Below are 26,415 nucleotides of genomic sequence, written 5' to 3' on the forward strand. Positions count from 1 at the left end.
CGCATATATGCGCATTAAACGATTGATCGCCCGGCATGGCTCTCGGCCGACACATGGGGGAGCGGTCCATCTCGGACAAGGCCAACGACATGGGAAACGCGCCGTGGCCTTCCGTGGGGGAGTCCGGGCCGGCCGGCCGGCTGGAAGGGGGAAGCGCCTGCAGTGCTTTCACCACGAGGTGATTCGAGTCGTGTCGGAGCTGCAGGAATGTCCTCAGGCGCCTGGAAGCAGCATTCAATATTGATACGTCGATATGCGCATCTAAACATGTGTAGCCCGACGCGTACCACTCGGACACACCACAAACTCACCCCTACAGAACAGCCACGACGGGGCCGGGTGGTCACCAGTTGGACGGCTCGTAGTCCTTGAGGAAGCAGCCGAAGAGGTCGTCGCCGTCTTCCCCGCGCACGATCGGGTCGTAGACGCGGGCGGCGCCGTCCACGAGGTCGAGGGGAGCGTGGAAGCCCTCCTCGGCGAGGCGGAGCTTGGTGTAGTGCGGGCGCTCGTCGGTGATCCAGCCGGTGTCGACGGCGGTCATGAGGATGCGGTCGGTTTCGAACATCTCGCGGGCGCTGGTGCGGGTGAGCATGTTGAGCGCGGCCTTGGCCATATTGGTGTGCGGGTGGCCGGGGCCCTTGTAGCCGCGGCTGAACACACCTTCCATGGCCGAGACGTTGACGATGTACTTGCGGCGGGCCGGTGATGCGGCGAGGGCGGGCCGCAGCCGGGAGATAAGCAGGAACGGTGCGGTCGAGTTGCACAGCTGCACTTCGAGCAGTTCGGTGGCGTCGACCTCGGCGACGGTCTGCACCCAGCTGTTGGTGTGGGCCAGATCGGGTACCAAGCCACCGGCGTCGATCGCCACACCGCGCGAAATGCGTTCGGGCGTGGCCGATCCCGCGACCAGTGCGAGATCGGTGACCTCGGCGGCGGACAGGGTGGTCGGTGTCGGCACGGAGTGCAGAGACGCGGTGAGTGCGTTCGGATGGGCCTGGGTGGTGTGGCCGAAGGTGATGGTGTCGGGCAGTTCGCCGGCGGGGAGCGGGGCGGATTCGGCCTCGACCAGTGCGGCGTAGGCGCCGGCCGAGCGCCGGACGGTCTGGGCGGCGTTGTTGATGATGATGTCCAGCGGCCCCTGCGCGGCGACATCGTCGGCCAAGGCGACGACCTGGGCCGGATCGCGCAGATCGATGCCGACGATCCGCAGCCGGTGCAGCCATTCGGCGCTGTCGGGCTGGGCGGTGAAGCGGCGGATCGCGTCGTTGGGGAAGCGGGTGGTGACCGTGGTGTGGGCGCCGTCGCGCAGCAGTCGCAGGGCGATGTACATGCCGATCTTGGCGCGGCCGCCGGTGAGCAGCGCGCGGCGGCCGGACAGGTCGGTGCGGGCATCGCGTTTGGCATGGTTGCGGGCGGCGCAGTCCGGGCAGAGCTGGTGGTAGAACCGGTCGACGCGGGTGTAGCGCTGTTTGCAGATGTAGCAGGGCCGCGGGCGCAGCAGGGTGCCGGCGGCGTCGCCGTCGACGGACGTGGAGAGCGGGATGCCGGCGGTCTCGTCGTCGATGCGGTTCGGGGAGCCGGTCGCGGTGGCGGCGACCACCGCCCGGTCGGCGGCGGCGACGGCGTCGCGGGCCTGAGTGCGGCGGCGCCGCTTCAGTCTCTTGAACATGTGCCCGACCGCACGCTGCACCGCGATGGAATCGGGGTTGTCGTCGTCGAGCAGTGCGGCCTGGTCGAGGACGCGCAGGCAGATCGCGAGGTCCTCGGGATCGATGGTGTCCGGCAGGGGAGTGGTGGGCGCGTTCGTCGTGGTGTGCTCAGCCATCGTGCTGCCGGATGATCCTTCGTGTGCGGGAATGTGCGACGCCTATTGTCGCATCGCGGCTGTTGGAGGCTGCCGGGGCTCCTCAGCGCGGGGTGTAGTGGATGGGCCGGTGGTCGGTGTGCTGATCGTCGATGAAGTTGGCGATGGCTTCGACGACCAGCAGGGGTTCGGTCAGCGGCAGCCAGGGATCGGCGGGCAGCTCGCGCAGCCAGAGGCGGTCGACGTCGCGGCGGATATGGGCACGCAGGCTGGGCAGGGCGGCGGTGTCGGCGCGGTCGAGGATGAGTTGGACCGGCACGGCGGTATGTTGCGGGCGCGGATGGCGCAGGTGGTGGGCGAGGTTGGCGGCGACGATGCGGGCGCCGGCCAGCAGGTCGGCGGGCCAGGTGGTGGCCTGCGGGAGGACCCGGGCGCGCAGGCGGGGCCAGTGCAGGAGGCGGCGGCCGAGAACCAGCCAGCTCAGGCGCGGGAGCCGCCACCAAGGACTGCGGGGGCAGCGGAGATCGCGCAGCGCGAGGGCGAGGTGGTCGAGGTGGGGCGCCGACAGCGCGGTGGCGGAGGCGATGCGGGTGTTGGCGCGCGGGTCGCCGAGGGCGTACCAGAGTTGGATCGCGCCCCAGCCGTGGCCGGCGAGGTGGACCGGTGTGCGGGGGCTGACGGCGTCGAGGACGGCGAAGAGGTCGTCGGCGAGGTGGGGCAGGCGGTAGCGGTGGGTGCGGGTGGGTGCGCTGGAGCGGCCGTGGCCGCGGACGTCGTAGGTGACTACGTGGAAGCTGTCGGCGAGTCCGGTGGCGACGCGGTTCCAGATGCGATGGGTGTCGGTGATGCCGGGGATGAGCACGATGGTGTCGGCCTGGGGGTGGCCGTATTCGTAGACGGCGAGGTCGCCGCCGGGGGCGGTGACGGCATGTGGGGTCCAGTTGCGCGAAGACTGGCGTTAGCGAGCGCTGGACCATTTTTGCGGAAACTGGCGCTAACGAGTTACCGCATATAGCCGCATACTATGTGCGGTAACCTCGGAGTCGTCCTGTCGCGATGCACCGTCGGCACGGAGGTGACTCGGGAAACTATGTGCGATAGAGCTGGAGGCCGGTATGGGTGAGGTTCGTAAGTTCCCCTGCCGCGCCGGCGGGGTGCGGCTGGCGGACGCGCGGCGCATCTACCTCGAGACGATCACGGCGGCGAACACGAGGGCGACCTACGCCGCGGCTCTGGATCGGCTCGTCGCCGATTTCGGGGCTGACACCGATGTGGCGTTGCTGGGTGATCAACCCGATCGGGTGGGTGGCTGGTTCACCTTCGTGTGGGGCGGCAAGGCCCCTAAGACGTTCAACATCCGGTTGACCGCGCTCGCGGCGGCGTGTGGGTATTGGCGAGAGCAGCAGTGGCTGGCCGGTGATCCGCTGGTGCGGTTGCGGGCCCGGCCCGCACCGCCGGACACCAGCAGGGCGTTGAGCCGGGATCGGGTCACCGAGATCCTGGGATCGGATGCGCCGCTGCGGCAACGGGTGTTGTGGCACATGCTCTACGAGTCCTCTGCGCGCGCGGAGGAGGTGCTGATGCTGGATGTGCCCGATCTCGACACCGCGAACCGGTGCGCGGTGGTGACCCGCAAGGGCGGGGCGCGGGAGGTCATCGCGTGGCAGACCGGCACCGCGCGGTTGCTGCCGCGGATGCTGGGCGGTCGCAAGTCTGGGCCGCTGTTCCTGACCGACCGCAAGGCCCGCCCGTCGGTGGCGACCAACGATGTCGACTCGGTGACGGGACGGGCGCGGCTGTCGTATCGGCGTGCGGCCGAGTTGTTCGAGACGCACACCGCCGGTTACGACGACGGCCCCTACACGCTGCATCAGCTCCGGCATTCCCGGCTGACGCACGCCGCGGAGCAGGGCGCGTCGACGCCGGTGCTGATGAAGTTGTCCGGGCATACCTCGGTGCGCAGCCTCGCGAAATACGCGAGGGTGTCCGACGAAGGGCTGCGCCGATATCAGGCCGACAGCGATCCGGCCGGCCGCCGCCGCTCGGGCCGGTGAGTCCTCCGGGTCGGGGCAAGCCCGCGTGGCGGTTACGGTGCGGTCATGCGTTGCAGGTGGCGGCGTGTTTTCCTAGGCGGCGCCGAGGCTGCTCGAGGTTGTTGACCGGACTACCGTTTGCGGAATGATGCAATCAAGAAATTCTGAATGATCGGGGACTTCCGGCCCTATTGACCGTGCCGATATCTCGGGCACGGTCGATGTCTCTGTGTGTCTGGTGAATCGGAGGGTGTGTGAATGTTGCGGACGTCGCAGGCATGGTCGGCGCCGTCGTTTCCCGAGGTGGTCGTGTTCGCGCATGGCCGGGTGCCGGTGCTCGAGGGGGAACGGTTCGTCGGCGCGGTCGGCCGGTTGCTGGAGCGGCTGCACGTCACCGGTGGTGCCCGGTTGCGGATCACCGGCCCCGAAGATGAGAACGGTCCCCTGCTGGTTCAGGTGAACCTGCACGTCGGGGACACATCGGTGCGGATCCAGACACCGACGCACGGGCGTGGTGACGCGCTGCCGGTGGTGCTGCGGCTGGAACATCAGATCACCGCGTTGCGGGAGCCGTGGGCACCGCGGCCGTGGCCGGATCCGACACGGCCGGCCCTGGATGCGGCAGGCCCTGGGGAGCTGACTCGCCGCAAACCGGTCGAGCTGGTGACCGTCGGGCCGCACGAGGCTGCTGCGGTCATGGACGCGCGGGACTACGACGTGCACCTGTTCACCGATGCCGACACCGGTGAGGACGCGGTCGTGCACCGGGCCGGGCCCTCGGGGCTGCGGCTGGCCCGCCAGCGCAGTATGCACCCGCCCTCCTGGGCCGCGGACCGGCCGGGACCGTTCACGCTCACTCCCCGCCCCGCACCCGTGCTCACCGAATCCGACGCGGTATCCCGAGTGTGCGGGCACGGGCTGCCGTTCCTGTTCTACACCGACCCGGACACCGGGCGCGGGCAGCTGCTGTACCGCCGCTACGACACCGGTCTGTCCCTCCTCACACCCGCCGGCACCCGGCAATAGTCGCACCTATCCCGTCACATCCGGAATTCCTCGAAGAGAAAGGCAGACAACGACCGTGGCGCGTGATCTGACGCAGCTGGAGATCCTCACCGAACTCGAACCCGCCGCCGAGACCTGCTTGAACCGGCACCTGGCGATGGCCAAGGAGTGGCATCCCCACGACTACGTGCCCTGGGACTCCGGCCGCAACTTCGCCCTCCTCGGCGGCACCGACTGGGAACCGGAACAGTCCCGGCTGTCGGAGGTGGCCAGGGCCGCGCTGATCACGAACCTGCTCACCGAGGACAACCTGCCCTCCTATCACCGCACCATCGCCGAGAACTTCTCCCTCGACGGCGCGTGGGGATCGTGGGTGGGTCGCTGGACCGCCGAGGAAGCCCGCCACTCCACCGTCCTGCGCGACTACCTCGTCGTGACCCGCGGGGTCGACCCGGTCGCGCTGGAAAACGACCGCATGACCCACATGAGCACCGGTTTCGCGCCACCGGTCGACCAGCTCACCGCCCGCGGGCAGGCCGGGTTCCTGTACTCGGTCGCCTACGTGTCCTTCCAGGAACTCGCGACCCGCATCAGTCACCGCAACACCGCTACCGTCTGTGACGATCCGGTCGCCGAGGCCATGTTGCAGCGTGTCGCGCTCGATGAGAACCTGCACATGATCTTCTACCGGACGATGTGCGGCGCCGCCCTCGATGTGGTCCCGGATCAGGCGATCGAGGCGATCGATCTGATCGTGGAGAACTTCCGCATGCCCGGCACCGGTATGCCCAACTTCCGCCGCAACGGGGTCCTGATGGCCAAACACGGCATCTACGACCTGCGCCAGCACCTCGAGGAAGTCCTGCAGCCCGTCATCCGGCACTGGAACCTCTTCGACCGTACCGACTTCGGACCCCGCGGCGAACAAGCCCGCGAGCGGCTCGCCGCCTACCTGGACACCCTGGAACACACCCAGATCCCCCGGTTCGAAGAACAGCGCGACCGCGCCCTGGCCCGCGAAGCCGCCCGCGCCTGACCGGGCGACCCCCGAGGGTCAGCCGGGCCCATCCAGATCCCCGCGGGCCCGGGACGCGGCCAGGTGGATTCGCACGGCGTCGATGCGCGCGATGGCGCGTGTCAACGCGGCTTGCGCATGAATCAGGCGGGTCCGGGCCGCCCGCGACTGCGCCTGAGCCGACGCCACCAGCGTCTTCGCGCGCCGCGACGCCGCTCGGGCTCGGCTCAAACCGTCACGGGCCCGGTCGAGTTCAGGTCTGCACGGCACCGATCCGGTCGTGTTCACCACTCCAGGATGCACCCGATCAACCTCGGGCACAGTGTCTTTCACTCACGCGCCGCATCGCTGGCGGACCAGACCCGGGGCAGGGGGCGTGGACACCGGTGAGTGCGCTGGGACCGGTGGTGTCCCGGTGCCTCCCGGTTGTCTTTCCGGGAGGGCGGTCGGTGTGTCACCCTCGGGGTTGTCCGGCCGGCACAGTGTGGTGGAAGGCCCGCGATGAACAACCCGACTCCCTCGATCCGCCTGTCCGCGATCCAGGTTCGCTGGTCGGCCTCCGATCGCCTGTTCGTCGCCTCCTCCTCGCAGTACCCCGCCCTGGGCTACCGGCACGAATCGTCGCTCGCCGCGGTGAACGGGCTCATCGACACCATCTGCGAGCACCTGGGCGCCCGCGCACCGGCCGGCCCCGACGACAGCTGACCCCCTCGGCGGCAAGTTCCTCGCGTCATCGGCAAGCACCGTCTCCAGACGTGTGGCAATGCTATTCGGCGGATGCGCGGCGGCGGATCCCGCATCGACTCCAGTCGCCTCCGGCACCGGCAGAATCGGGCTTCGATCAAGCCTGTGGCGGAGGGGGATTACCGATTCAATCATCGTCGTCCGGGGCGTCTGGATCCCGCAGCGGCCTGTGGCTTCCGCCCAGGTCGGGCAGGTGGAAGCTGTAGTGACCTTCCATGCGCACATGTTTGCGGATGAACGGGGACAGCCGCGCGGCGTCCTCGTCACGCACCGGGTAGCCCTGGGCGCGCAGCTCATCGAGGGCCCGGCTCAGGTACACCGAGTTCCACAGCACGGTGATATTCAGAACGAGCCCGAGCGCGTCCAGTTGGTCTTCCATGCCGTCGAGGTAGGCGCGGTGCAGTTCGCCCTTGCGGCCGTGGAACACGGTCCGGCCCAGATCGTGGCGGCCTTCCTGAAGGTTGGCTTGGGCCTTGGCTTCCCGCCGATAGGGTTCGTCGTCGGCGAGCCGCAAGATATGCAGGGTTTTGAAAATCCGGCCGTAGTGAGCGATGGCCTGGCCCAGCGCGGTGGGGTTGCCGTCGCGGGAGATCATGCGGGTGACCTCGTGCGCGGAGACCTCACCACGGTTCATCGACACCGCCACCCGGCACATGTCCTCCCAGTAGGAGCAGATTTTCTCCACATCGATCCGGCCCCGCGCGGCCTTGTCCAGGGGTCCGTAATCGGCGGCCGGGTCGATGCGCCACAGCCGCCGGTCGGGCAGGCTTTTCAGCTGCGGCCGGTACTTGCGGCCCAGGAGGTGCAGGAGCCCGAACACGATGTCCGAATACGACCCGTTGTCGGAAATGATGTCGTCGGGCACCTTGCTGCCCTCGGGTTGCCGCAGGATCACGTCGATAGCGTTCAGCGAGTCGCGCGGGGTGCCTGACACTACCATCGCGTTCAGCCCGGCCGCTTGGTCCGAAAGCATATTGAGCCAGGTAGCGCCGCGTTTCGGTCCGAAATATTTTCGGTTGGGTCTGGCGTGGATCGACCGGACCGGGACGACGAACCGCATCCCGTCCACCGAGGCGACAGCCCCGCCGCCCCACAGCTGGGTCAGCGGGACATCGGCTTGGGCGTTGACCAGCACGGTGTTCGCCGCGGACAGGGTGTCGGACCGGATGTAGTGCTGGTCGACGTGGCGTAGCCGGTCGCGGGTCAGCGCGTCGGCGCCGGGCGTGGTCACCGGTGTGAGCCCGACGTTCATGGCCTGGCTGCACAGCACGGCCGCCACCGACATTCCCAGATCGGCGACGCGGGCGCTGGTGCCGGCCACATGGGTGAACGACTCGGCGAACCCCGGATGCCAGTTCATCACTTCGAGGACCATTTCCGGCAGGTCCACCCGCGGCATCATCGCCGCGGTGCGGCGGCGCAGATCGACCAGACTCGGCGGGTCCGGCGTCGCCGACAGCGCCGCCACGTGCAGTTTTCCGTCCTCGTCCACCGACGCGGCGGTGTCCTCGCCCAGGTGCGCGGCCAGCTCCCGGTAGGCGCCGTCGAGACTCTGGGCCAACTCACCCAGCAACGGGCGCGGATTGCCCGGCAGGCCGAGTGCGTTCATGCCCCGGTCGCGGGCCTCCTCCCACGCCATCCCCGACAGCAGGTGCGCGCGGGGGTCACGCCATTTGGAGGAGTGCTCGGCGAAGATGTTGCGGTGCTTGAGATGCCGGTGAAACTGCTCCAGCAGGCACAGGGTGTAGGCCGCCCGGTCGACGGTCGCCTCCGGCCGCTCCGGTGGATACACCAGGCGCTGCCAGCCGCCGCCGATCAGGTCGTGATCCACGCGGCGGGCATCGAGCCAACGCGCCGGTAACCCGCCACGGCCACGGTGTTGCGGGGTGATCATGTCCGCCAGCGCGGCAACGGCTTTGAGCACTGGCGCGGCGTCGGCGGTGGCGCCGAAGTCGATGTTGCGCATCATCGCGGGCAGGAACCCCCGCACGGTGGCGTACCGGCCTGCCAGCTCCTCGAGTTTTTGTGAGTCGCCCTCCGGATCGGCTTGGGGCACCAGCTCATCGATCGCGGCCAGCGCCGCGCGGAGTTCGGATTTGGAGACGGTGTTCTCGATCAGATCCCACACCAGTTCCAGCGATAGCTCCGGGGTGGTCTCGCTCATCTCCAGCAGCACCCGCACCGCTTGGGCGAGTTTTCCGGCGTTGCGGCTCACGCGCGGGTAGCGCTTGAGTTTCTCGTCCTTGGACTGGCGTTCGGCCTTGGCCATCAAGTTGGTGACCATCAGCAGGTCGAACAACTCGAGCACGTCATCGATCGCCTTGGCGCGCAAGGTGAACACCGTCGCGGTCAGCAGCGCCAGCAGCCGCTCCCGCTGCGATTTCATCCGCCGCAGATGCGCGGTCTTGCCGGTCAACCCGTGCGTGGCCAGGGCGATCACCCGCCGCGCCGGGGTCGCTGTGATGTCCACCGACGCCGGGATCACCGCGTTCACGTCCCGCACCCTGGCCAGAGCGTTGCGCATGCCCGTCGGCGTGGGGGCGAACGCGCCCTTGCGCAGCCGCTCCAGCTCGATAAATCGGCGGCGGCTCTCCTCCCTGGTGTCCAGCAAACCCAGCAGCTGCCCGGCCTCCCCGCCGGCCAGCTGGCCGGCCAGTTGCGCCCACAGTCGCCGGTCGGCGTCCTGTTTGCCGTCGGTGACCAGCCGCTCCAGGGTTGTGATGCCCGGCAACAGGGCATTGCGTTCCCGCAGCCAGCCCACCGCGCCCGCGACAAGCGCCTTCGGGCCGTCGCCGGTCATCCACGCCTGATCAGCGATCCACGCCAGCAGCTCGGCCTCGACCTGCGGATACGAGACCAGCCCCTCGCGGCGCTGGATCTCCCACGCATGCTCGAACCGGGTCTTCTCCCGGTCGGTGTAGGACTTCACACACGACGGATCCGCGATCTCCAACTGCTCAGCCAGATAGTCGATCAGCTCACCCGGAACATCGAGCGGATCTGGCAGAAACATCCCCAAGTAGCGGACCGTGACCAGCTGTAATGCAAAACCCATGCGGTTCGAATCGCGCCGCCGGGCCTGGATCAACTTGCGATCCTCGTCATCGAGATGGAAGAACCGCTCCAGATCGACCCTCGACAGCACACCGAACCGGCCGTACCCGGCCCCGCCCTCATCACCCACGAACCGACATGCAACCACCACACGCCCGCCCGCGCCTGCCGATCGTGCGGATCAACCTCCACAGCAAGGCGTTCCGGCTACCAACCCCTCGCTAACGCCAGTTCTCGGTCAACTGGACCCCACATGCCGTGACGGTGCGGTGGCGGGAGGGGGTGCGGGCTGGGTTCATCGGTCTACCTCGTGAGCGCGGGGTCGGAGCCGCTCGTACTGCCGGTACGGTCAACGGTAGCGACAGTACGCGATCGGCTGTCGGTCCGCGGACCTCGGTGGGGTATCTCCTTATTCAGCCCCCGTTTCGGCTGGTGCACGGGGCGGTCATCGATTTCGTACCGGCGGTACGTGTAACGTGGGTGCGACTGTTCGCTCGGCTGGGGAGGTACCCATGGTGTCTCGGGTCGGCCGGCGAGCTGCCGCGCCTCGGGTCACGCGGGAGGAGATCGTCGATGCGGCGATCCGGGTGATCGACCGGGACGGCCCGCAGCCGAGTATGGACGACATCGCGCGTGCGGCGGGGATGACGAAGCCGCGGTTGTATCGGCAGTTCGCGGACAAGGCGGATCTGTACACCGAGATCGCCGATCGGATGTCGCGCGACGCGTTCGCGGCCGCCGGGCAGGATATGACGTTGCTGCTGCAGCCGCCGCGGCCCGCGCTGCGGCGGGTGTTCACCGCGTATGCGGCCGGAATTCTTCAGCATCCCAATGTCTTTCGGTTTCTGATGCAGGCGCCCGTGGTGCAGACGGCGCAGGCGAGCAGGTCGGGGGGAGGGGCGGTGGGGGCGGTGCTGCAGTTCGATCTGGGGCGCGATGCGGCGCGGCGGTTCGCGAAGCTCGCGCAATCGATCGCGGAGGCGGTGCCGATCGAGACGGCGGGCCTGGACTATCTGGCGCGGGCGGTCGTCGGCGTGGTGGTGGCGACGACGGATCTGTGGCTCGAGGGGGCGGAGTCGCCGCGGCGGAGCAGTGCGGATTTCGTCGCGGAGCTGACCGAGTTGGTCTGGTCACTGATCGACGGGTTTCTGCGGCGGCAGCGGATCGTGGCGGATCCGGAGGTTCCGATTTTCAGCACGCTGGCGGAGGCGAATATCGCGCGGGAGGCGCACTGAACCCGCGTTGTTGACATGCCGCCAATAGTGCGCCAGGCTGGTGCGCGGGGCCGGTGCGGTCCGGTTCCGGGTACGAGACGAAGGAAGTAACGATGGCGCGCGCCGCGTGGAGCGACGATGAGGTCGAGGCCGTCCGGGATCTGGCGAAGACCTTTTTCGAGAAGGAAGTCCTGCCGAACGAGGAGAAGTTCGTCGCGCAGGGCCATCCGGACCGCGAGCTGTACAACCGGGCGGGTGAGCTGGGTCTGCTGTGTGCCGCGATTCCGTCCGAATACGGCGGTGGCGGTGGCACTTTCGCGCACGAGGCGGCGTTGATCGAGGCGCAGTCCTATGCCGGGGACGGTTCACTGGGTATGCCGGTGCATTCGTCGATCATCGCGCCCTACATCCATCATTTCGGGACCGAGGACCTCAAGCGGCGGGTGCTGCCGAAGGCGGCCGGCGGTGAGATGGTGCTGTCGATCGGTATGACCGAGCCGGGGACGGGTTCGGACCTGCAGAACATCAAGACCCGCGCGGTGCGCGAGGGTGACGAGTACGTGATCACCGGGTCGAAGATCTTCATCTCCAACGGCTGGCTGTGCGACGGCATCATCATCGCGGCCAAGACCGATCCGACGAAGGGTGCAGCGGGTGTGTCGCTGATCTTCGCCGAGGTGAGCGATGAGACGCCCGGCTTCCGGCGCGGCCGGATCCTGAACAAGATCGGCGGCAAGGCGCAGGACACCGCGGAGCTGTTCTTCGACGGCCTGCGGGTGCCGGCATCGAATCTGCTGGGTGAGGCCGAGGGGCAGGGCTTCTATCAGATGATGCAGCTGCTGGCGCAGGAGCGGCTGGTGACCGCGATCATGGCGGTGTCGATGATGGAGCGGGCGGTGGAGTTGACCGTCGAATACACCAAGGGCCGTGAGGCTTTCGGCAAGCCGCTGTTCGCGATGCAGAACACGAAGTTCGAGCTGGCCGAGTGCGCGACGATCGCGCGGGTGAGCCGGACGTTCCTGGATGATGCGATCGGGAAGCATCTGCGGGGTGAGCTGGATATTCCCACCGCTGCGATGTCGAAGTACTGGCTTACCGACCAGTTGGGTATTGTGGTGGACCGCTGTCTGCAACTGTTCGGTGGCTATGGATACATGACGGAGTACCCGATTTCCCAGCTGTACACCGGTGCGCGCGTGCTGCGCATCCTCGCCGGTTCCAACGAGGTGATGAAGGATCTCATTGCCCGCTCACTCTGAGACCACGACCCAGCCGGTGCCGGCCGATGCCGATTCGGCTCGGCGGCGCCGGCTGGAGCCGGACGAACGGCGCGCGCAGATTCTGGCCTGCGCCATCGAGATGTTCGGCGAACGTCCGTATGCGGCGGTGTCGACCGCTGAACTCGCGCAGCGCGCCGGGGTGGCGCGCGGGCTGATCAATCACTATTTCGGCAACAAGCGCGATCTGTATCTGGCGGTGGTGCGGCGGATGGTGACGTTGCCGCGCGCCGATTACATGGTGATGCCGACCGGTACGCCGCGGGAGCGGGTGGATGCGAGTGTGTCGTGGCTGCTGGACACGATCAGCGGGTTGGGCAGTACCTGGGTGAAGGTGACCGGGCACGAGGGTATCGGGGACGATCCGGAGGTGCAGCGCATCCTGGACGAGGCCGACGACGCCGCGGCGGACCGGCTGCTGGAGATGGTGGGCCTGTCCGGATCGGCGCGTGACGACGAGTTGCGGGCCCTGGTCCGCGCCTACAGCGGTATGGTGAAAACCGCTGGGCGCGAATGGATTACGCGCCGCAGCTTGAATCGTGAGCAGGTGCATCATCTGCTCGCGGATGTGTTGATGGCGTTGGTGCAGACCACGTTTCCGCGGATCGAACAGGCCCGCTGACGGCGCACCCGGCGCGGCGTGGTTCTCAGCCGGGGGTGCGGGCGCGGCTGGGTTGGACGCGCGGTGGTTCGTTGGGCATCTTCGGGTAGTTCGGTGGCCAGGGGGCGTCGAGCAGGCCGGAATCGAAGTCGCGGCGCGACATTTCGAGTAGTGGCTGGATCGATTGCGGGGTGCGGTCGGCCCAGGGGTCGCCGGATGCGGCGAGCCGCTCGGGGACTGTGGCGATGGTCAGTTCGTCGGGGACGATCGCATCGAGTGCGTCCCAGGCGATGGGGGTGGAGACCTGGGCGCCGACCTTGGGGCGCACGCACCAGGCGCCGAAGACGGTCTTGTGTGGCGCGTTCTGGTTGTAATCGATGAAGACGCGTTGTCCGCGTTCCTCTTTCCACCAGTTGGCGGTGATCAGGTCGGGGTGGCGGCGTTCGAGTTCGCGGGCCATGGCGACCGCGGCGGCGCGGACCTGGTAGCCGTCCCAGACGGGTTCGAGGACGGCGTAGATGTGCAGGCCGCGGGATCCGGAGGTTTTGACGCGGGCGTCGATGCCGAGTTCGGCGAGCAGTTCGCGGGTGAGCACGGCGACGTGGCGCAACTCGTCGAAGCCGATGCCGGGGGAGGGATCGAGGTCGATGCGCAGTTCGTCGCTGATGTCGAGGTCGCCGATCTCGCCTTCGGTGCGGGCCGGAACGCCGCCTGCGGGAACGTGATTGGGCCAGACGTGGAAGCCGAGGCAGCCGAGGTTGACCGCCCAGAGGATATGGGCGAGGTCGGCGGCGACCAGGGCGTCGCTGGCGGTGCCGTTGGGTGTGGAGACCTGCACGGTCTGCAGCCAGTCGGGGACCGATTTCGGGACGCGTTTCTGGAACCAGGATTTGCCGCCGGCGCCGTCGGGATAGCGTTCGAGCAGCACGGGCCGGTTGCCGATGGTGCGCAGCAGTGGTTCGGCGACGGCCTGGTAGTAGCGCACGAGGTCGAGTTTGGTTTCGCCGCGTTTGCTGAAATAGATCTTGTCCGGGTTGCTGATGCGGACGGTCACGCCGTCGGCGTCGATGTCGATGGCTTCGCTCACGGCTGGGCCTGCGCTTTCGCGGCGGTGAAGACGTCGGCGAGTTCGGCGGGCGCGACCTCTTCGAGTTGGGCGTAGGTGCACGATTGCGGGGTGCGGTCGTCGCGGAAGCGGACCAGGCGCCCGCCGTGGCGTAATCGCCCGGCCATGAGGTGTTCGTAGCGGACCTCGGCGACGAGTTCGGGTCGCAGTGGTTCCCAGGACAAGTCCTTGCCGCCGGTCCAGCGGCTGATGCCGCCGGGCATCTTGCCTTCGGCCTTGGCTTGTGCGGCGGCGTCGGCCCAGTTGCGCCAGGGATGGTTGTCGAGTGCGCCTTCGCGCAGCGGTGCGAGTTCGTCGACGAGTTGTTTGCGGCGGGCGGCGGTGAAGCTGCTGGCGACGCCGACGTGGTGCAGATGGCCGTCCTCGTCGTAGAGGCCCAGCAGCAGTGAGCCGACGCCCTGGCCGTCCTTGTGCCAGCGGAATCCGGCGACGACGCAGTCGGCGGTGCGTTCGTGTTTGACCTTGACCATGACGCGTTTGTCCTGCATATAGGGCAGATCGCGGGATTTGACCATCACGCCGTCGAAGCCGGCGCCCTCGAATCGGGTGAACCAGTCCTGGGCGGTGTCGGGGTCGGAGGTGACGGGTGTGAGGTGGATGCCCTCGTGCGGGGTGTCGAGGATGGATTCCAGCAGCTGCCGGCGTTCGTGGAAGGGCCTGGTGGTCAGATCCTCGTCGCCGAGGGCGAGCAGGTCGAAGGCGACGAAGCTCGCGGGTGTTTCGACGCTGAGTTTGTTCACTCGTGAGGCCGCGGGGTGCAGGCGGTTCTGCAGGACATCGAAATCGAGGCCGTTTTCGGTGACGACGACGATTTCGCCGTCGAGGACGCATCGCGGTGGTAGCGCCGTGTCCAGCAGCCGCACCACTTCCGGGAAATAGCGGGTGAGTGGCCGGTCGTTGCGGGAACCGAGTTCGATATCGGTGCCGTCACGAAAGACGATGCACCGGAAGCCGTCCCATTTGGGCTCGTAGAGGAGGGTGTCCTCGCGGGGCAGGGCGCCGGCGGATTTGGCCAGCATCGGTTTCACCGGCGGCATGACGGGCAGGTCCACGCGATCCTCCTCGGGTCGGTCTCACCCATGCCGACGGTGCGGGCGGGAGAAATTCATCGCCCGGCACCGTCGTCATGATCGTAGGCCGAGAGCCGCATCCGCGGTCGCGGGACATTCGCCCGGTCCGGTCAGTTCTCCAGCCAGCCGTGCTGGTCGGCGAATTCGGCGAGCCGGTCGCGGATGGTGATGATCTCGCCGGCGGTGAGGGCGGGACTGGCGTCGAGCAGCAATTCGGTGATCAGCCGTTTGTGTTCGGCGGCGGTGAGCTGGCCGGTGCCGCGGCCGCGATGCCGCGGCGGTGCCGGTGTGCCGCCGACCGCGGTCAGGTTGACCGCCTTGGGTCCTCGATCACCCTCGGTGACCTCGAATTCGAATACTCGCCCCTGCCGCAGTTCGTCCTCGTCCAATCCGATGTCGTTCACGTGAACGAATACGTCCGGCCCGCCGTCTTCGGGACGGATGAATCCGAACCCCCGAGAACTGTCGAAGGACACCAATTTCCCGATCGACACCTACACCTGCTCCTCATTGCCGTCCGTGTGCGGTCACTCTATCGGTGCCCCGGAGTGGTTGTCGGTGGAAAGAGCCTTTTGCAGCGAGTTGAATACCGTCAGTCCCTGCCCGACCATTCCGTTGACCAATTCGCCGACGCCGTCGGGTCCGTTGAGGACGGTCAGATTGGCGTTGGACAGGCCGAGCGCGGCCTGTTTGACGATTTCGGGCAGCTGCTCGATCAGCAACTGGTCCAACGCGATCCGGTTGTTGGATGCCGCGGCCTCGGCCTGGATGCGGGTGCGGTCGGCCTCGGCCTGGGCGAGTACGCGCACGCGCTCGGCTTCGGCTTGGGCGGGTTTGACGACCTCGGCCTGCAGTTGCTGTTCGCGCAGCTGTGCTTCCTTGCGGGCGCGTTCGGCCTGGGCGGTGAGCACTTCCTGCAGGGCGATGGCTTCGGCGAGGGGGCCGGCTTGACTGGCCTCGGCTTTGGCCTTGTCGATATCGCGCTGGTATTCGGCCTGCAGAATCGCGGTCTGGCGTTGATATTCCGCCTGTTTGCGCAGCGATTCCTGTTCGGCTTGGGCGGCGAGCTGGGCGGCGGCGGCCTGAGCGATCTGGGCGTCGCGCTGAACGGCGGCGTTGTGCGGTGCGGCGAGGGCGGCGATGTAGCCGAGTCCGCCGTCGTCGATGGACTGGATCTGGAACGAGTCGACCCACAGTCCGATATTGCTCATCTCCACCTTGGAGGCGACCAGGACCTCGTCGGCGAGTTTCTGGCGTTCGCGGATGATCTCCTCGACGGTCATGGAACCGACGATGGAGCGCAGATGGCCGGAGAAGATGCGCCCGGTCAGCACCGACATCTCGCGTTCCTGTTCGGACAGGAATCGTTGTGCGGCGTTGACCACGGACTGGGTGTCGTTGGCGACCTTGAAGGCGATGACCGCGCGCACGTCGAGCTGGATGGCCTGACGGGTGACGCAGCGTTCCTGGATCTCGGATTCGAACATCGCCAGCGATAGGTAGCTGACCTTGCGGAAGAACGGCATCACCCAGGCGCCGTGGCCGGTGATGACGCGGAAGGGGGCGTTGTCCTTGGCGCGGCCGCCGCTGATCAGCATGGCCTCGTCGGGATCGGGCACGTGATAGCCCAGCACTGGTGTCTCCCTTGTTATTTCGTTGTATCCCCACCCGGTCCGACATCCAGCGGGATCCACTCGACGACATCGACGATCCGGCCGGGATGCACCTCGACCACGAGTACGGTGGTGCCGGCATCCAAGGGTTCGGTGGATCGCGCGATGTACAGTTCGGTGCCCCCTCTGATCGCGACCAGGACCTCCCCGAGCATGCCTGCGCCCCGGATCGGCGATGTGAGCCTACCGGTCGAACCGAGTACCGGGTCTTCTATCGCGGGGAACTCCTTGCCGGACAACGAATGAACGGATGGAGACCAATGTAGTGCGCGCGCCGGGACCGCGCCGCGGGCGGCAAGATAACGGTGGGAACGGGCGAATCGGGCGCGAAAAGTCGGAGGTTTCGATATGGCCTCCCCTGGGAACGGGGGCTGGTCAAGCGATCGGTCACCTGGCAGGCTGAAGCGGTGACCTCTCCTCCGGATATTCCTGCGGCGACGTCGGATCCCGCTTCCGACACACTCGATGCCGCGGTGTTCAAGGTAGCCGGTGTGGTCGTGCTCGGCGCGATCATGTCGATCCTGGACGTGACCGTCGTAACCGTCGCACTGCCGACGTTCCAGCACGAATTCGACACCAGCTACGCCATCGCGGCCTGGACGATGACCGGCTACACCCTGGCCCTGGCCAGCGTGATCCCGCTGACGGGCTGGGCTGCCGACCGATTCGGCACCAAACGTCTCTACATCCTGGCGCTGACGTTCTTCATTCTCGGCTCGGTGCTGTGTTCCACGGCCTGGAACATCGAGTCGCTCATCGCCTTCCGCGTGGTGCAGGGCCTCGGCGGCGGCATGCTGATGCCACTGGGTATGACGATCATGACCCACGCGGCCGGACCGCAGCGGATCGGCCGCGTGATGGCGGTCCTCGGTGTGCCGATGCTGCTGGGGCCGATTCTCGGGCCGATTCTCGGTGGCTGGCTGATCGGCAGTTTCAGCTGGCACTGGATCTTCCTGATCAACCTGCCCGTGGGTGTGGTGGCGTTGATCCTGGCGGTCGTGGTGCTGCCGTCGGACCGGCCCGAACCCTCGGAATCGTTCGACTTCCTCGGGATGCTGCTCGCGTCACCGGGGTTGGCGCTGTTCCTGTTCGGTGTGTCCTCGATTCCCGAACAGCACACGGTGGCCTCGGCGCGGGTGCTGGTGCCGGCCGCGATCGGCCTGGTGCTGATGGTCGGTTTCGTCTTCCACGCGCTGCGCACCGAACATCCGCTGATCGATCTGCATCTGTTCCGCAATCGCCAGCTGACCTTCGCCGTACTGACCGCGGTGTTCTTCGCGGTGGCGTTCTTCGGCTCCGGCCTGCTGCTGCCCAGCTATCTGCAGCAGGTGCAGGGTAAGTCGACACTGGTGACCGGATTGCTCATCGCACCACAGGGTCTGGGCGCGATGGTCACGATGCCTATCGGCGGCAAGCTGGTCGACAAGATCGGCCCCGGCAAGGTGGTGATGAGCGGTCTGACCGTCATCGCGGTGAGCATGCTGTTCTTCACCCAGCTCTCGGCCGACACCTCGCTGCCGCTGATGTGTGTGGCGTTGTTCGTGATGGGGCTGGGCATGGGCTGCACGATGATGCCGACCATGACCGCCGCGATCCAGACGCTGACCCACGCACAGGTGGCCCGGGGTTCGACGCTGATGAACATCGTCAACCAGGCGGCCGGTTCGATCGGCACGGCGACCATGTCGGTGCTGCTGACCAACATGCTGGAGAACAAACCGCTGGCGCAGGCGGCGATCGGATCGCAGTTCGATCCGACCATCGCGCAGAAGGTGCCGCCCGAGCAACTCGACACCGGCTTCGACCAAGCGGCGACCGCCTACGCACACACCTACATCGTCGCCCTGGTGCTGGTTCTGGTGACGCTGATCCCGGCGGCGTTCCTGCCGCGCTCCAAACCGAAACTGCCCCAGGAAGATGCCGACGCACCGGTGCTGATGGGGCACTGACCGGCGAGGGCCGCCGAGCCCTCGTTCGCCCACCGCGTTGGTGCACCGGATGCACGAACGCACCGCATGCCGTCCGGGCGTGACCTTCGGGTCCGCCCGGGCGGCATGCGTCGTTTCCGCGCTGTAGCCCGAGGCGTCTCGACACTGGTCGCTGCTGAATTGCTGCCAACGTTCCGGTGACAGTTGGATCACTTTGGATGAACCCGTGGCGTTTCGAGTTGTACGTTTGAATTCCCAGTTCAAATGCACTGACGAGCGGGTGAACGAAAGGGGCGGTCATGCCGTTGCGCAAGAGTTTGCTGGGATCGCGAACCGAATCGGTGAGTACGAAAACCGCCACGCCCGTTCGCGCCTCACTGACCCCGGAAGCGTTGACCACCGGCGGCCTGCTGCTCACCGGCGCCGGACTCGCCCTGATCGGTCCGTTGCTCGCGGCGATGCTGATCCGCGCGAGCGGGGCGGGCCGCACCGACGCGGCGGCGACGACACCGCTGGTCCTGGCGATGCTCGCCGTGATCATCGCTGTGGCGGGCGGATTCGCCCTGTTCGTCTCGGCGTGGCGGCGGGCCCACACTCCGGCCCCGGGGCGGGTGCGCAGCGTCGCCGCGGTGCGGACGAAATCCCTGCGTTCCGAATTCGACAGTGGCGGTGGGCTATGAGTATCGCCGATATCGAACGGGCCCGGCCCGATCGGCTGCGGTGCCGGCAACTGCGGATGCGGGCCGTGGTCGTGAACGAGTCCGGTTGCCGGGACGCGACCGAGGTGCTGCTGGAACGGGCGTATCGCCGCTGGTCGGGTCGCCCGGACTGCGATCATTTCCCGCCTGTGCAGCGCTGGCGCGCCGTCGAGCCGGGGTATCTGGACGGCGCCGAGTTGCTGCCCGGCTCGCTGATCTGCGCCGCGGCGGCGGGCCATCGTCCGCGTATTCGTGATTTGTCGCTGGGAGTGCAGGCCGCACTCGTACTGCATTCGGGATGTCCGGCGCTGGTCGAGGAGACGGCTCTGCCGGGCTCGGGCCGCGCGGTGCTCGCGTCGGGACCGCGGCTAGGTCTGCTCGTCTCGGTCTACGGTTTGCCCGAGGACGATATGACGCTGGCCGAAAGCGTGCTGGCCGGATACGTGGGGCTGGGCGCGCTGGAAGTGGTGGAACGGTTCTCCCGGTGGCTGCCCGACAATGCCTTGCGCCCAACGGTATCGGTCCCCGCGCGTGCCGTGGGGACCGATCCGCGTGCCGTGGCGTGACCGCGCTCAGCTCGCCTGCGCCGGTTCGGGTTGCGCAGCCGGTTGCGCCGCGCGGTGTCGCAGCAGGATCAGGCCCAGCAGGGCGGCCGCGAGACTGAAACCGGCGCTGATCCATGCTCCGTAGGACATGGCGGTGGTGAACGCCGACTTGGCCGGTTCGCCGAAGCCGAGGGCGAAGGCGTTGCCGATGTTCTCGCGCGCCGCGTCGGGGGCATCGGCGGGCATGTGCGAGGTGAACACGCCTGCCAGCACACTGCCGAGCACCGCGATGCTGACCGCCATTCCGACCTGCTGGATGGTGTCGTTCATCGCCGAGCCGACACCGGCGTGTTCGAGCGGGATCGCGCTCATGATCGCGGCATAGGCCGCGGGACCGGCCAGACCGCCGCCGATACCCATCACCAGCATGGAGGCCAGCACCCACGCGTAGCTGTCGGCGTTGGCGAGGATGACGAAAGCCCCCGCCATCACCGCCAAGCCCGCGACGATCAGGGTCTTGTTGCTCAGCGTCTTGCCGAGCGTGGCGCCCAGTCCGTTGCACACCGTCGCGGCCACGGCGTACGGCAGCAGTGCCAGCCCGGCTTTCATCGGGCCGTATCCGAGGACGAACTGCAGGTACTGGGTGAGCATCAGCATCACCGCGCCCATGCCGAACACCATCAGCAGCAGCGTCAGGCAGGTGCCGGTGAAGTCGCGATTGCGGAACACCGCCAGCGGCAGCATCGGATGCGGGGAGCGGTATTCCCAGTAGGTGAATCCGGCCGCGGCCACCACCGCGAGTGCGATGACGGGGATGTTCCATTCGCGTTCGATGATCACGTAGACGGTCGCGGTGAGCGCCGCGATCGACAGCAGCACCCCGACCAGGTCGACGGGGCGTTGCTGCCCGTAGGTTTCGGGCATCAGTACCACCGCGGCGATGATCGCGACGATCGCGACGGGGATGTTGAGCAGGAAGACCGACCCCCACCAGAAGTGCTGCAGCAGAAAGCCGCCCAGGGTGGGGCCGAGCACGATGCCGACCATGGACACCGTGGACCAGCCGGCCATCGCCTTGCGGCGTTCGTCCTCCTCGAAGGTCGTCATCAGGATCGACAGTGTCGAGGGCATGAGCAGCGATCCGCCGACGCCCATGGCGGCGCGGGCGGCGATCACCTGCCACGGTTCGTCGGCCAGGACGGCCAGCAGTGACGCCGCGCCGAATACCGCGAGTCCGGTGATGAGCATGCGCCGGCGGCCGAACCGGTCGGACAGGCTGCCGGCGGTGAGCAGGAGTCCGGCGAAGACGAGGACGTAGGCGTCGAGGATCCACTGGATGTCGGAGGGGCTCGCGCCCAGTTCCCGGATCAGTGACGGAATGGCCAGGTTGAGGACGGTGCCGTCGATCATCAGCACCAGCAGGGACAGGCAGAGCACGCCCAGGATCCACCAGCGGCGGGGATCGCGCGGGGTCGTCTCCGCGGGTTCTCGTACAGTGTTCGATTCCACTCGAGCAGCGTACGATAAACTCGAACAGTGTGCGAGGCAATTACAGTGGTGCCGTGACCAAACCGTTCAGCTCGGTGTGGACGCGGCAGGCCCGCCCGCCCAGGAGGTCGGGGCTGACCCGCGAACAGATCGTCGCGGCCACTGTGGAACTGCTCGATGCCGACGGCCTCGAGGCGCTGAGCATGCGCAAACTCGGCGCCCGCCTCAATGCCGGCGCGACCAGTCTCTACTGGTATGTGGCCAACAAGGACGAACTGCTGGAATTGGCGCTCGACGAGGTCTGGGGCCTGGTCAAGATCCCCGATCCCGACCGCACGAGCTGGCGGGAGGTGTTCACCACCTTCGCCTACAGCCTGCGCGCCACGATCCGCTCCCATCCGTGGGCGGCGAGTCTGCTCGGGCAGCTGCCCAGTGTCGGCCCCAACGCCTTCGCGCTCACCGACCGGCTGCGCCGCACCTGCCTGCGGGCCGGATTCGACGGCACCGACGTCTATCTGGCCAGCGCCCTGGTGATGAGTTTCATTCTGGGACAGGTGATTCCGGAGTTGACGTACCGCAAGGCCGTCGGCGGTGAGGTCGACCACCAATCGGTGCTCGCCTCGATGGACCAGCTGGCCGCGGACTACCCGCAACTGCGAGCCGACTACCGCGACGCGCTACCGCAGGATCCGGAAGTCGCGCGAGCGCTCGCATTCGACTTCGGGCTGGTCTGTGTCCTGGACGGGATGGCCGCGCGCCTGGGTGAGGCACCCACGGCCGATCTGGGCCGCCCCGGCCCGGCACCGGATACCGAGCAGCCGCACCCCGGCACTCAGCGGCGCACCCGATAACGCAGGTGGGTGACCCGGCTGCCCGCCAGGACGACCGGATCCTCCAGCAGCTGCGGTGCGGCGCCGAGATGATCGAACATCGGTGTGCCGCCGCCCAGCAGCACCGGCACCAGATCGATCCAGATCTCGTCGAGCAGTCCGGCCTCGAGCGCCTGGCGCGCCATCGTGCCGCCGTTGACGCCCACCGCCCGGCCGCCGGCGAGGGGGGCGGCGCGCTCGACGGCGGCCTCGATACCGTCGGTGACGAAGGTGAACGGCGCCCCGGGATGGGAGTCGATCCATTCCTGCGGAATGTGGTGGGTGACAACGACTATCGGCCGGTCGAACGGATGCACGCCGCCCCAGCCGTCGGTGAGGTCGAACAGCCGGCGCCCGACCACGAACACGCCGACCGCGTCGAGGTAGGCGCTGACATGGTCGTAGTCGACGTCGGTCAGCGAGAACCGCACCTCCGGATGGGTACTGGGGTAGGTTCGGTCGCCGGCCTCGTACCACGCGAACAGATGCTCGAATCCGGACTCGTCCGGCCCGGCGATATATCCGTCGAGGGACATGCTCGCCCCGCACACCACTGTCGCCATCTGTTCGCTCCTTCGGCTCTCGCGCCGGACCCGGCTCTCACCGAGACAGACGGCAGCCGCGCCCGGAAATCATCGGCGCCGGGGCGGGAGTCAGTCGCGATACATCGACCGGTAGGCCCCGATCACCGCGACCAGATGGTTCACCACCTGCTCGCGGTCGGCGCGCAGGGAGCCGTTGAGCCAGGCCGCGAACAGTCCGGCATTGCCCGAGGCCATGGTGACCGCCGCCATCCGCCGCCGCATCGGATCGCCGATATCGGTGAACAGGTGATCCTGGATGAGCCGGGTGAACGTCGGCATCACCGCGATGGTGGTCTGGCCCAATCCGGTGCTCGAATACGGTTCGACCAGAAACAGCCGCGATTTGCGGGGATCGGCCAGCACCTTGTCGACCAGCACCGTCGCCAGTTCGCGGTCGCGGTCGGGGTCGGCGGCCGCGGCGAAGGAGGTCATCGGTTCGCGGAAGTCGTCGGCGACCTGCCGGTAGAGCACGTCGAGCAGATCGTCGCGGCCGGTGAAGCTTTCGTAGAAGTAGCGGTCGGTCAGGCCCGCGCGCCGGCACACCGCGCGCATGGTGACCGCGCCCGCGCCGGCCTCGCCGATCAGGTCCAACGCGGCCTCCAGCAACGCGGTCCGGCGCGCCTCGCGGCGTTCGGTGAGCGTGGTACCACCCCAGATGCGGGTGTCGTTGTCGGCGGAGTCCTGACCTGTTCGCACGTTCCCGAGCCTAACGGGTGGGTTCAGCCCAGGATTTCGTCGACATAACACCAGCGCCATTTCTCGCCGGGCTCCACGCTGCGCATCACCGGATGCGTCGTGGCGTGGAAGTGCTTGGTGGCGTGATTGCCGACCGAGGAATCGCAGCAGGCGATATGCCCGCAGGTCAGGCACATGCGCAGATGCACCCACGTCAGCCCCTCGGCGACGCATTCGGAACAGTAGTCCGGGTGGTCGGGGGTGTGGGTGTGCGGGGCGGCGACGAGATGTTCGCAGCCGCCGGAGACCGGGGCCGCGAGCGGACCGGCGGCCTCGTCATCGTCGGCCTCGCTGATCCGGTCGATCGTGGACTCTTCCAGATCGATCGCGGTCATCACCTGCTCGAGGACTTCGTGATCGATACCGCCGCCGTCGCGGGCGCGCAGCACCGCCTCGCGTTCGGCGTGCAGCATCACCAGGCGCAGCCGCCGGTATTCGCCGCTCGGGGTGACGCGCACCGATTCCGCGCGCCCGAGTTGCTCCCACGCCGCGTGGGTGCGCCGCGCGACCCGGTCGCGCAGGCTCGCCACCACCTCGGGTGGGGTTTCGGGGGCGACCGCGTCGTCGAGGGCCTCGAGTCCGGCGGCGGTGGCCTGCTGCAGCAGCGCGGCCTCCTGCAGGGCGTCCTCGGCGCGGCTGGGACCGCGCAGTTGCAGCAGCCGCACCAGCGCGGGCAGCGAAATACCTTGCAGCAGTAGCGTTCCGCCGACCACGACGAGGGCGAGCAGTTTCAGTGTCGCCAGCTGCGGGGTGTCGTCGGGCAGCAGGGTGGCCGCGGCGAGGGTGACCACGCCGCGCATCCCGGCCCACGCCACCACCGCGGGACCGGTCCACGCCGGTTTGGGATTGCCGCGGGGGCGGCTTTCGACGAACCACGAGAAGTAGGTGGCGGGGAAAACCCAGATCGGGCGCACCACGATGACGGTGACCAGCACCGCGAGGGCGGTGAACACGATGGTGGCGTGGTCGAGCCCGCTGTTCCAGGCGTCGTCGACGATATGGCGCACCTGCAGGCCGATCAGCAGGAATACCGCGCTCTCCAACAGGAATTGGATCGTGCGCCAGTTGGTGCGCTCGGCGACGCGCGAGGCCGCCGACTGCCACACCGGGGCACCCTGGCCCAGGATCAGACCGCACACCACCACCGCGATCACCCCGGAGGCGTGCGCGGCCTCGGCGGGCAGATAGGCCGCGAACGGCGCCAGCAGCGACACACCCGTGTCCAGCACCGGATCGGTGATGCGGCGTCGCACCAACACCAGCACCGCGGCCGCGGCGATGCCGATCACCGCGCCGCCGGCGGCCGCGTAGACGAAGTCGCCGCCGGCCTGCCACACGCTGAAACTGCCCGCCATCGCCGCGATCGCGGTGCGCAACGCCACCAGCGCGGTGGCGTCGTTGAACAGCGATTCGCCCTCGAGCAGGGTGACGATGCGCCGCGGCATCCCGACCCGGCGGGCCACCGCGATGGCGGCCACCGCGTCCGGCGGCGCGACGATCGCGCCGAGGGCGACCGCGGCCGCGAACGGCACCGGCAGCAGTCGCCACACCACCGCCGCGACCGCGAAGGTGGTGGCCAGTACCAGCCCGACCGAGAGCAGGGTGATCGAGACCTTCTTCGGTTTGAATTCCAGCAGCGAGGTGCTGATCGAGGCCGTGTACAGCAGCGGTGGAAGCAGGCCCAGCAGCACCCACTCCGGATCGATATCGATCTGCGGGACGAACGGCAGGTAGGAGGCGACGACCCCGGCGACGGTGAGCAGCAGCGGTTCGGCCATGCCGATCCGGCGGGCCAGCGCCGCCAGCGCGACCGCCACGGCGAGCACGGCCACAACCCCGAACGCGATATGCACCCGCCCATCGTGCCAGTTACGCCTGGTCGCACGCGCATCCGGGCACCGGGGACGATCCGGGCGGGTGCGGCCGGTCGGCGCGCGGCGGCGGGGATCCGCATACTGGACACGATGAATGCGCTGCGGACCGGGATGTCGTCGGGACCGATCGTGCGCGGTCGGCCGCGGCGTACGGAATTGACGTTGTGTGCCGCGGCGGTGGTCGTGGTGGGGATCGCGGCGTGGATCATGTCCGCGGCCGCGGGGGGTGACGACGGCCGATCGCTGCAGTGGTCGTTGCTGGTGTTCGCCGCGTTGACGCTGCTGGCGCACCTGGCGGTGCGGCAGTTCGCCGGCAACGCCGACCCGGTGATCCTGCCGTGCGTGGTGTTGCTCAACGGTCTCGGGCTGGTGTTGATCGACCGGCTCGACCGGGCCGAGGCCGCGAGCGCCGCCGCCAAGGGGACGGCCGCGCCCTCTTCGGACGCCGCGCACCAATTGATCTGGACCGCAGCCGGTATCGCGTTGTTCGCGCTCGTGCTGGTGGTGGTGCGCAATCACACGCAGCCTGCGCGCTACGCCTACACGTGCGGGCTGGCGGGTGTGGTGGCATTGCTGATTCCGGCGGTGCTGCCCGCTCGCTTCAGCGAGGTCAACGGTGGTAAGAGCTGGATCCTGTTCTCCGGGTTCTCGATTCAGCCCGGCGAATTCGCCAAGGTGCTGCTGCTGATCTTCGTGGCGGCGTTCCTGGTGGCCAACCGCGATCTGTTCGGCGCGGCCGGGCGGCGGGTGCTGGGTTTCACGGTGCCGCGACTGCGTGATCTGGGGCCGCTGCTGGTGGTGACGTTCGTGTCGGTGCTGGTACTGGTGTACGAGAAGAACCTGGGGTTCTCGCTGCTGGTGTTCGGCACGGTGCTGGCGATGGTGTACATCGCGACCGGGCGGGCGTCGTGGCTGCTGATCGGGGTGGCGATGTTCGCCGTCGGCGCGGTGGTCGCCTATCACCTGTTCGCGCACGTGCGGGTGCGGGTGCGGGTCTGGGAGGATCCGATGGCCACCTATTACACCAACGGCTATCAGATCGCGCAGGGGTTGTTCGGGCTGGGAACCGGCGGGACAT

25 protein-coding genes are annotated in these 26,415 nt (G+C 67.9%); 12 read left to right on the forward strand and 13 right to left on the reverse strand.

Going from position 1 to position 26,415, the window contains the following annotated elements:
* Positions 1-343 precede the first annotated feature (343 nt).
* Positions 344-1,825, reverse strand: coding sequence for an SDR family NAD(P)-dependent oxidoreductase (locus tag A5789_RS32185; protein ID WP_064904711.1), 1,482 nt, complete (start codon positions 1,823-1,825; stop codon positions 344-346).
* 82 nt (positions 1,826-1,907) lie between these two features.
* Positions 1,908-2,666 carry an alpha/beta fold hydrolase gene (locus tag A5789_RS32190; protein WP_227462825.1) on the reverse strand — a complete coding sequence of 253 codons (759 nt, stop codon included), beginning with the start codon at positions 2,664-2,666 and terminating at the stop codon, positions 1,908-1,910.
* 253 nt (positions 2,667-2,919) lie between these two features.
* On the opposite strand from A5789_RS32190, the gene A5789_RS32195 reads away from it, so the two are divergent.
* The 3 genes from A5789_RS32195 to A5789_RS32205 all read left to right on the forward strand — a co-directional run bounded on the left by A5789_RS32195 (position 2,920) and on the right by A5789_RS32205 (position 5,878).
* Entirely contained in the window at positions 2,920-3,858 is a 939-nt protein-coding gene (locus A5789_RS32195) for a site-specific integrase (RefSeq protein WP_064905932.1), read from the forward strand.
* A gap of 237 nt (positions 3,859-4,095) precedes the next feature.
* Positions 4,096-4,863: a sigma 54 modulation/S30EA ribosomal C-terminal domain-containing protein gene (locus A5789_RS32200; RefSeq protein WP_064905934.1), complete on the forward strand. Its 768-nt coding sequence runs from the start codon at positions 4,096-4,098 to the stop codon at positions 4,861-4,863.
* A gap of 55 nt (positions 4,864-4,918) precedes the next feature.
* On the forward strand, positions 4,919-5,878 hold the full coding sequence (locus tag A5789_RS32205; protein ID WP_064905936.1) for an acyl-ACP desaturase: 960 nt from the start codon (positions 4,919-4,921) through the stop codon (positions 5,876-5,878).
* Positions 5,879-5,896: 18 nt separating this feature from the next.
* Here A5789_RS32205 and A5789_RS32210 read toward each other — a convergent pair whose 3' ends face one another.
* Positions 5,897-6,145: a hypothetical protein gene (locus A5789_RS32210; protein ID WP_155525753.1), complete on the reverse strand. Its 249-nt coding sequence runs from the start codon at positions 6,143-6,145 to the stop codon at positions 5,897-5,899.
* A gap of 213 nt (positions 6,146-6,358) precedes the next feature.
* Here A5789_RS32210 and A5789_RS32215 point away from each other — a divergent pair, with 213 nt between their 5' ends.
* Positions 6,359-6,562, forward strand: coding sequence for a hypothetical protein (locus tag A5789_RS32215; protein WP_064905940.1), 204 nt, complete (start codon positions 6,359-6,361; stop codon positions 6,560-6,562).
* 166 nt (positions 6,563-6,728) lie between these two features.
* Here A5789_RS32215 and A5789_RS32220 read toward each other — a convergent pair whose 3' ends face one another.
* On the reverse strand, positions 6,729-9,785 hold the full coding sequence (locus tag A5789_RS32220; RefSeq protein ID WP_064905942.1) for a Tn3 family transposase: 3,057 nt from the start codon (positions 9,783-9,785) through the stop codon (positions 6,729-6,731).
* 382 nt (positions 9,786-10,167) lie between these two features.
* Here A5789_RS32220 and A5789_RS32225 point away from each other — a divergent pair, with 382 nt between their 5' ends.
* The 3 genes from A5789_RS32225 to A5789_RS32235 all read left to right on the forward strand — a co-directional run bounded on the left by A5789_RS32225 (position 10,168) and on the right by A5789_RS32235 (position 12,768).
* Positions 10,168-10,890 carry a TetR/AcrR family transcriptional regulator gene (locus tag A5789_RS32225; RefSeq protein ID WP_064907006.1) on the forward strand — a complete coding sequence of 241 codons (723 nt, stop codon included), beginning with the start codon at positions 10,168-10,170 and terminating at the stop codon, positions 10,888-10,890.
* Between the two features lie 92 nt (positions 10,891-10,982).
* Positions 10,983-12,128, forward strand: coding sequence for an acyl-CoA dehydrogenase family protein (locus A5789_RS32230; protein ID WP_063015076.1), 1,146 nt, complete (start codon positions 10,983-10,985; stop codon positions 12,126-12,128).
* Positions 12,112-12,768: a TetR/AcrR family transcriptional regulator gene (locus tag A5789_RS32235; protein ID WP_051755639.1), complete on the forward strand. Its 657-nt coding sequence runs from the start codon at positions 12,112-12,114 to the stop codon at positions 12,766-12,768. Before A5789_RS32230 ends, A5789_RS32235 begins: the two co-directional genes overlap by 17 nt.
* A 25-nt stretch (positions 12,769-12,793) precedes the next feature.
* On the opposite strand, the gene A5789_RS32240 is transcribed toward A5789_RS32235, so the two are convergent.
* From A5789_RS32240 to A5789_RS32260, 5 genes are all read right to left on the reverse strand, one after another.
* Positions 12,794-13,834 carry a DNA polymerase domain-containing protein gene (locus tag A5789_RS32240; RefSeq protein WP_064907007.1) on the reverse strand — a complete coding sequence of 347 codons (1,041 nt, stop codon included), beginning with the start codon at positions 13,832-13,834 and terminating at the stop codon, positions 12,794-12,796.
* Positions 13,831-14,925 carry an ATP-dependent DNA ligase gene (locus A5789_RS32245; protein ID WP_197516783.1) on the reverse strand — a complete coding sequence of 365 codons (1,095 nt, stop codon included), beginning with the start codon at positions 14,923-14,925 and terminating at the stop codon, positions 13,831-13,833. The genes A5789_RS32240 and A5789_RS32245 overlap by 4 nt, the downstream gene beginning before the upstream one ends.
* A gap of 128 nt (positions 14,926-15,053) precedes the next feature.
* Positions 15,054-15,437 carry a cold-shock protein gene (locus A5789_RS32250; protein ID WP_063910793.1) on the reverse strand — a complete coding sequence of 128 codons (384 nt, stop codon included), beginning with the start codon at positions 15,435-15,437 and terminating at the stop codon, positions 15,054-15,056.
* A gap of 33 nt (positions 15,438-15,470) precedes the next feature.
* The gene (locus A5789_RS32255) at positions 15,471-16,577 is read right to left on the reverse strand and encodes a flotillin family protein (protein WP_082941099.1); all 1,107 of its coding nucleotides are present in this window, start codon (positions 16,575-16,577) and stop codon (positions 15,471-15,473) included.
* A gap of 14 nt (positions 16,578-16,591) precedes the next feature.
* Positions 16,592-16,771 (reverse strand): hypothetical protein, encoded by a 180-nt coding sequence (locus A5789_RS32260; protein ID WP_104362599.1) that lies wholly within the window; start codon positions 16,769-16,771, stop codon positions 16,592-16,594.
* Between the two features lie 252 nt (positions 16,772-17,023).
* On the opposite strand from A5789_RS32260, the gene A5789_RS32265 reads away from it, so the two are divergent.
* From A5789_RS32265 to A5789_RS32275, 3 genes are all read left to right on the forward strand, one after another.
* Positions 17,024-18,565 (forward strand): DHA2 family efflux MFS transporter permease subunit, encoded by a 1,542-nt coding sequence (locus tag A5789_RS32265; protein WP_064907008.1) that lies wholly within the window; start codon positions 17,024-17,026, stop codon positions 18,563-18,565.
* 278 nt (positions 18,566-18,843) lie between these two features.
* Entirely contained in the window at positions 18,844-19,224 is a 381-nt protein-coding gene (locus tag A5789_RS32270; protein ID WP_064907009.1) for a hypothetical protein, read from the forward strand.
* A complete protein-coding gene (locus tag A5789_RS32275; RefSeq protein WP_064907010.1) occupies positions 19,221-19,808 on the forward strand; it encodes a hypothetical protein in 588 nt (195 codons plus the stop codon). Before A5789_RS32270 ends, A5789_RS32275 begins: the two co-directional genes overlap by 4 nt.
* Positions 19,809-19,814: 6 nt before the next feature.
* Here the strand turns inward: A5789_RS32275 and A5789_RS32280 are convergent, their stop codons facing one another.
* Positions 19,815-21,296, reverse strand: coding sequence for an MFS transporter (locus A5789_RS32280; protein WP_064907011.1), 1,482 nt, complete (start codon positions 21,294-21,296; stop codon positions 19,815-19,817).
* 53 nt (positions 21,297-21,349) lie between these two features.
* Here A5789_RS32280 and A5789_RS32285 point away from each other — a divergent pair, with 53 nt between their 5' ends.
* Entirely contained in the window at positions 21,350-22,126 is a 777-nt protein-coding gene (locus A5789_RS32285; protein WP_051755675.1) for a TetR/AcrR family transcriptional regulator, read from the forward strand.
* On the opposite strand, the gene A5789_RS32290 is transcribed toward A5789_RS32285, so the two are convergent.
* From A5789_RS32290 to A5789_RS32300, 3 genes are all read right to left on the reverse strand, one after another.
* Positions 22,108-22,707 carry a dihydrofolate reductase family protein gene (locus tag A5789_RS32290; protein WP_063015086.1) on the reverse strand — a complete coding sequence of 200 codons (600 nt, stop codon included), beginning with the start codon at positions 22,705-22,707 and terminating at the stop codon, positions 22,108-22,110. The genes A5789_RS32285 and A5789_RS32290 overlap by 19 nt on opposite strands.
* A 90-nt stretch (positions 22,708-22,797) precedes the next feature.
* Positions 22,798-23,424, reverse strand: coding sequence for a TetR/AcrR family transcriptional regulator (locus A5789_RS32295; RefSeq protein WP_030514473.1), 627 nt, complete (start codon positions 23,422-23,424; stop codon positions 22,798-22,800).
* 23 nt (positions 23,425-23,447) lie between these two features.
* Entirely contained in the window at positions 23,448-25,316 is a 1,869-nt protein-coding gene (locus tag A5789_RS32300; protein ID WP_064907012.1) for a Na+/H+ antiporter, read from the reverse strand.
* A gap of 111 nt (positions 25,317-25,427) precedes the next feature.
* Between A5789_RS32300 and A5789_RS32305 the strand changes: the two genes are divergently transcribed.
* The coding region (locus A5789_RS32305; protein WP_064927419.1) for an FtsW/RodA/SpoVE family cell cycle protein at positions 25,428-26,415 on the forward strand (988 nt) is incomplete at its 3' end.

Source organism: Nocardia sp. 852002-51101_SCH5132738, from assembly GCF_001665695.1.
Classification (GTDB): Bacteria; Actinomycetota; Actinomycetes; order Mycobacteriales; family Mycobacteriaceae; genus Nocardia; species Nocardia nova.

Excerpts from the sequence above, each read along its gene's own strand:
- A5789_RS32230 (WP_063015076.1), top strand. The coding sequence starts at position 10,983 with ATGGCGCGCGCCGCGTGGAGCGACGATGAGGTCGAGGCCGTCCGGGAT.
- A5789_RS32195 (WP_064905932.1), top strand. The coding sequence starts at position 2,920 with ATGGGTGAGGTTCGTAAGTTCCCCTGCCGCGCCGGCGGGGTGCGGCTG.
- A5789_RS32225 (WP_064907006.1), top strand. The coding sequence starts at position 10,168 with ATGGTGTCTCGGGTCGGCCGGCGAGCTGCCGCGCCTCGGGTCACGCGG.
- A5789_RS32270 (WP_064907009.1), top strand. The coding sequence starts at position 18,844 with ATGCCGTTGCGCAAGAGTTTGCTGGGATCGCGAACCGAATCGGTGAGT.
- A5789_RS32185 (WP_064904711.1), bottom strand. The coding sequence starts at position 1,825 with ATGGCTGAGCACACCACGACGAACGCGCCCACCACTCCCCTGCCGGAC.
- A5789_RS32260 (WP_104362599.1), bottom strand. The coding sequence starts at position 16,771 with ATGCTCGGGGAGGTCCTGGTCGCGATCAGAGGGGGCACCGAACTGTAC.
- A5789_RS32290 (WP_063015086.1), bottom strand. The coding sequence starts at position 22,707 with ATGGCGACAGTGGTGTGCGGGGCGAGCATGTCCCTCGACGGATATATC.
- A5789_RS32200 (WP_064905934.1), top strand. The coding sequence starts at position 4,096 with ATGTTGCGGACGTCGCAGGCATGGTCGGCGCCGTCGTTTCCCGAGGTG.
- A5789_RS32215 (WP_064905940.1), top strand. The coding sequence starts at position 6,359 with ATGAACAACCCGACTCCCTCGATCCGCCTGTCCGCGATCCAGGTTCGC.
- A5789_RS32275 (WP_064907010.1), top strand. The coding sequence starts at position 19,221 with ATGAGTATCGCCGATATCGAACGGGCCCGGCCCGATCGGCTGCGGTGC.